Consider the following 5,221-nt stretch of genomic DNA (forward strand, 5'->3'; position numbering starts at 1 on the left):
TCACTGCTTTGTAAGTTGCTGGGTGCCAACTGGTGCCTTCGTGAAGGCTTGAGCCTAGTGCGGTGAAAGTTGCACGCTGGGTTCTTAGAGGGGCGACACTTGGTAACAGGTGTCGTCTACTCGACAGTATAAATTTTGAAAAGGCGAAAGCTGATTTAACTCGTCTTTATGCGTTATGTAATCATTTCAAAGTTCTTCCATTGGAACAATTGCCAAGTGATATCGCTCAGCAAATGGTTGCTCAAGGGACGCCTATACGCAGTACAGTAAAAAATATTCGTGAATATACGATTGAACAGGAAAATCCTTCGGGTGTTCGAGATCAATACATTAATCAGGTCCAGACACAAGTCGATCAGTTTTATAAATTTGCTCATATTTATGTCCCATACTTGGCATACCAAAAAGGTGAGATTCAGAATAATATTGAACAGTTAACCACTTCAGTCTCACAAGCCAAAAAACTTTTGGAAAACGCAGAAGTTGAAACCAAAGCAAAGAGTGGTGAAATAGAATCAATTATCCAAGCAGCTAGAGAGGCTTCCGCAAGTGCAGGTGTAGCTCACTTCACTGCTGATTTTGAGCAAGAATCTTCCACGTTAGAAGTGCAGGCTAAAATCTGGCTAAAGGCAACGGTTAGTTTAGCTGCTATATCGCTAGCCTTTGCACTGTACTTTTTATTCTCAGACCCAGATATCTCAAGTGTGGCTAAGGCTATTCAGTTTATTTCTTCAAAGGTTCTGATATTAGTTCTACTAATAATGGCGACATTGTGGTGTGGTAATATGTATAAAGCAACTAAGCATCAGGCAGCAGCAAATAAATTTAAAGGTAACTCACTTAAGACCTTCCAAGCATTTGTTAAAGCGACTGATGATGACTCTGTTAGGGATGCTGTTTTGGTTGAAACCACAAGGGCAATCTTTAATGAAAGTGCCACTGGTTACCTAAATGTTGATAGTAGTACTACTGAAAAAAGTACAAAAGTAGTTGAGATCATCCGTACCGGTGTTCAAGCAGCGACAGCCGCAAGTAAAAGCTAACAAACGCTTCAAGAGGGACAGCCAACGCGCGGCATTTTTACTATGCGTTGGTTTTTGTGATTACGGTGTTATGCGGTAAGTTGGTAGTAGCGTTGGCTGCCCCTTAAGCGGGCGTTATAGTTTTTAATCAGGTTCAGAGAATCATGGAAGAAAAGAGTCAGTTATTTTTACAGCAGTACCTTCGAACTTTACCTAGTGAAGTGTCTGAAAAATATACATCATTTAGTTCGGATTACTTTTGCGCAGATGAGTATAACGCAAATCTATGTGCAGATTTAATTCTACGTGGCGAGAAACGTGCATCATGCAGCATGGAATATTGGTATAGCCACGAAAGCGAAGTATTACCTATAGTTGGTCACCTTCAAGTGGTCACAAACTGGGATGGTGAGCCAATTTGTATCATTGAGATCACATCGGTCTCAAGTTGTCGATTCAACGAAGTGACGGAAGAGTTTGCGGCAAGTGAGGGTGAGGGCGACAAATCGCTAGAATGGTGGCGTAATGCTCATTGAAAATTTTTCTCACGTGAATGTGAAAATTTAGGTATAGAGCCAAGTGAGGATATGTTATTGGTTTTGGAACACTTTAAGGTCGTGTATCAGTAAAAACATAACAAACGCTTCAAGAGGGACAGCCAACGCGTGGAATTTTTACTATGCGTTGGTTTTTGTGATTACGGTGTTATGCGGAAAGTTGGTAGTAGCGTTGTCTGCCCCTTAAGCGGGCGTTAGCTGAGGTTAAGAAAAACCATAAAATTAAGCGCTTATTTTTCTTAGTCTGAGGCTCTAGCTTTACACCTGAAAGTCAGCGCTTCTCCGCGTATCTCGCCAGTGGCACTGTTCGTGAAGCGGTTGAACTAACCGAAGTCTGTTTACGGGAAGTGGTGTGTTTGTTTATTTCTTTGGTGTGGCTTCTTTGGTTTTGAAGCTCTTTCGCGCTTAAATTGATTTCGCGCACTTGGTTGTTGGCTTCTTCGACATAATTCTTTGTAAATTAAAGTCCTAGAAGTTCGTCAGTTTCTCGGTTATTTCTTCTTTGCCAAGTGCGTTTCGTGGGCTAGGTTTTAGTTTCGAAGTTGTCCGTTTTACTTTGCCGCTTGAAAGCAATAATGTGTTTTAAATTAGGCCGTTGGGTCGTAAATCTCCGGCTAAAGTGCAGCAGCTAACAAACGGCTCAAGAGGGATTGCCAACGCGTGGCGGCTTTAGTGCAAAATTTAAGTTCAGTGTTTACTGTGTGTTTTTTGAGTTCGGCGGTGCGTTGTCAACCCCTTAGCCGGGCGTTATGTGTTTGATGAGTTTTTAGGGTTAACTCTACGATTTCATTGAGAATTCGTTCCGTTTTTTCGGCAAGTTAGCTGGGTCGAAATGGATTCTTGAACAACTTGAGATTGATCGTTTTCAAGGTTCTTGGGTTGCCTCAATTGAGTTTTGGATCTGGTTTGTGTTGAGTTTCGTTGGTTTTAAATCGCTTTAATTGAAATGCTTTTTTGACTGATTCACTTGTTGAAGTTCAGCTCTGAAAGTCTGGTGAAGCAAAAGGTTTTGTTGTAGCTGAAAGGGCGCTTTCTTTGCTGTTGATTCTGTAAGTGGCTCTCTTTGGCTAAAATCGTTGTAAAATTTAGGGTTTGGTCAGCATCGTTTTTGCACGTAACTTATTCAAATTCCTTCATTTCTACGGTGGTTTACTTTGATTTCACGGTTACATTCACATAACAAACAATTCAAGTGGATTCTCAACGCGTGGCAGTTTTACTATGCGTCAGGTAAAGTGTTTTACGGTGCAATGCAGCGGCTTGGCCAGTGCGTTGTTCACCACTTAATTGGGCGTTATGCAGTTCTACAGGTTCAACGGAAACTAAAAAACGTCAGCCCAATGTATTTGAACTGACGGAGCTTTACTCTTTTTGTCTATAAGGTGTTTATTCTGCGGCTTTTACTCTGATTTTGCTTTTAGCTACGTCAGAAAGGTTTAGGCTAGAAATTGCAGCATTAGCTTCGTTTTCGTTTGGCATTTCGACAAAAGCAAAGCCTTTTGATTGACCCGTTACTTGGTCTAAAACAAGCGTACATTCGGCTACGGAGCCATGAGCTGAGAATAAAACACGAAGTTCTTGTTCAGTTGTAGAGCGAGATAGATTGCGAACTAAAAGTTTCATGATGAACCAATTGGTAGTAAATGACAGTGCGAATTGTGGCAGCTAAAGATAAGTTTGGCTAAGTAATTCGTTCTCTATACTGAGTATTGGTTAAAAAACTGCATAACAAACGGCTCAAGAGGGATTGCCAACGCTTGGCGGCTTTAGTGCAAAATTGAAATCCAGTGTTTACGGTGTTTTTTGAGTCTGGCGGTGCGTTGTCAACCCCTTAGCCGGGCGTTATGCAACTCAGGGAAATTTAGGGTTTCAATCTTTTGGGATTTCTCCGGCCATTTGTTTTGTATTCTCGGCAAATGAGCATTGTTACCCTCAAATTCGTGGTTAACTCAAACCGTAAAACAGGCAAGGTTCTTTGTTTGCCTCAATCAGTTTTAGCGTTGGCGCGTTGTAAATTAAGTGGGCGCAAAGTGTGGAAAGTGAAAGTTTATCGAGCCTTTCTACTTGCTGAAAGTCTTGCTTGTTGAGTTTGTCTCATTCAAAAGCTTGGTTTGTTGTTGAAAGGTGGACTTTGTTTTGGCGGCTTATTTATCACAGTTCTTGCTTGGGTTGATTCTTGAATCACTCAACCATTGCAATCGTGGCTTTTGGTCGTATAAATTCGGTTTATCTCATTGAATTTGCATAACAAACGGCTCAAGAGGGATTGCCAACGCTTGGCGACTTTAGTGCAAAATTGAAGTTTAGTGTTTACAGTGTGTTTTTTTAAGTTCGGCGGTGCGTTGTCAACCCCTTAGCCGGGCGTTATAAGCTTCGAGGGAAATTATGGAAAGTATCATCAAACAAGCAATTAAATTGCGGAAAGAGGCTAAGTACCAAGAGTCGAGAGCTTTGCTAAAAACGCTGTTAAACGATGAAACTTATTCTGCTAGGGCTCACCTGCAAATTGCTTGGTCATACGACAACGAAGGTAAAGAGCAAGAAGCGGTTACTCATTATCTGTCATCTCTTTCAGGTCTGTTATCGTCGGTAGAAAGGTTCGATGCTTTATTCGGGCTAGCGAGTACCTATCGAAGTCTTGGCATGTATTCGGAGGCGTTAAGCTATTTTGAGCAAACTCTAAAAGAGTACCCTAGTTCTATTGAAGTTCAGCCTTTCTATGCCATGTGTCTCTACAACTTAGGACGTCATAAAGAAGCAACATCATTACTACTCGAGCTTTTAGTATCAACCACGAACAGTGACGCAATTAAAGAGTATCAGCGAGCTATTTCTTTATACGCACAAGATTTAGATAGAATGTGGTAAAACGAAACACGCTTATAACAAACAATTTAAGAGTGATTCAGCACGCTTGGCACTTTTTGTTTGGGTCTAGTTCAGTGATTACGGCGTCCAGTTTGAGTGTTGTGGTAGCGTGCTTCACACCTTAATTGGGCGTTATGCAACTCAGGTGAATTTAGGGGTTCAATCTTTTGGGATTTCTCCGGCTATTCGTTTTGTGTTGTCGGCAAATGAGCTTTTATCCTCAGATTCTTGGTTAACTCAAACCGTAAAACAGGCAAGTTTCTTGGTTTGCCTCAATCATTTTTAGCGTTGGCGCGTTGTGAATTTAGTGGGTGTAAAGTGCGGAAAGGGCAAGTTAATCGATTATTTCGTACTTGTTGAAGATTTCGCTCGTTGAGTTTGTTTCATTCAAAAGCTTGGTTTGTTGTTGAAAGGTGGACTTTGTTTTGGCAGCTCATTTATCACAGTTCTTGCTTGGGTTGATTCTTGAATCACTCAACCATTGCAATTGTGGCTTTTGGTCGTGTAATGTCAGTTTATCCCATTGAATTTGCATAACAAACGGCTCAAGAGGGATTGCCAACGCGTGGTGACTTTAGTGCAAAATTGAAGTTCAGTGTTTACGGTGTGTTTTTTGAGTCCGGCGGTGCGTTGTCAACCCCTTAGCCGGGCGTTAGGCAAAGTGAGTTTTTATCAGCTAAATCGAGTTGGAATTGAACGGTAAATTCTATGTTTTCTGGCTTAAATTAAGCAATAAATAATCATCACATATTTGTTGTTTCTTGATCGCGTTGA

At 41.2% G+C, this 5,221-nt stretch carries 3 protein-coding genes and 1 pseudogene; 3 read left to right on the plus strand and 1 reads right to left on the minus strand.

Translation table 11 applies throughout. The features are described 5' to 3' along the window. The first annotated feature begins 62 nt into the window (after positions 1-62). Entirely contained in the window at positions 63-1,043 is a 981-nt protein-coding gene (locus tag AACV20_RS09205) for a hypothetical protein (protein ID WP_249929792.1), read from the plus strand. Between the two features lie 143 nt (positions 1,044-1,186). Then, a pseudogene (locus AACV20_RS09210) lies at positions 1,187-1,651 on the plus strand (ASCH domain-containing protein). Between the two features lie 1,314 nt (positions 1,652-2,965). Here AACV20_RS09210 and AACV20_RS09215 read toward each other — a convergent pair. Beyond that, positions 2,966-3,202, minus strand: coding sequence for an RNA recognition motif domain-containing protein (locus AACV20_RS09215; RefSeq protein WP_013867767.1), 237 nt, complete (start codon positions 3,200-3,202; stop codon positions 2,966-2,968). A 762-nt stretch (positions 3,203-3,964) separates the two neighbouring features. Here AACV20_RS09215 and AACV20_RS09220 point away from each other — a divergent pair. Next, complete coding sequence (locus tag AACV20_RS09220; protein WP_046265424.1) at positions 3,965-4,447, plus strand: tetratricopeptide repeat protein; 483 nt, start codon at positions 3,965-3,967, stop codon at positions 4,445-4,447. Positions 4,448-5,221 lie beyond the last annotated feature (774 nt).

Origin of the sequence: Vibrio sp. B4-6 (assembly GCF_963888245.1) — a bacterium.
In the GTDB taxonomy this organism is placed as follows: domain Bacteria; phylum Pseudomonadota; class Gammaproteobacteria; order Enterobacterales; family Vibrionaceae; genus Vibrio; species Vibrio anguillarum.

Excerpts from the sequence above, each read along its gene's own strand:
- AACV20_RS09215 (WP_013867767.1), bottom strand. The coding sequence starts at position 3,202 with ATGAAACTTTTAGTTCGCAATCTATCTCGCTCTACAACTGAACAAGAA.
- AACV20_RS09220 (WP_046265424.1), top strand. The coding sequence starts at position 3,965 with ATGGAAAGTATCATCAAACAAGCAATTAAATTGCGGAAAGAGGCTAAG.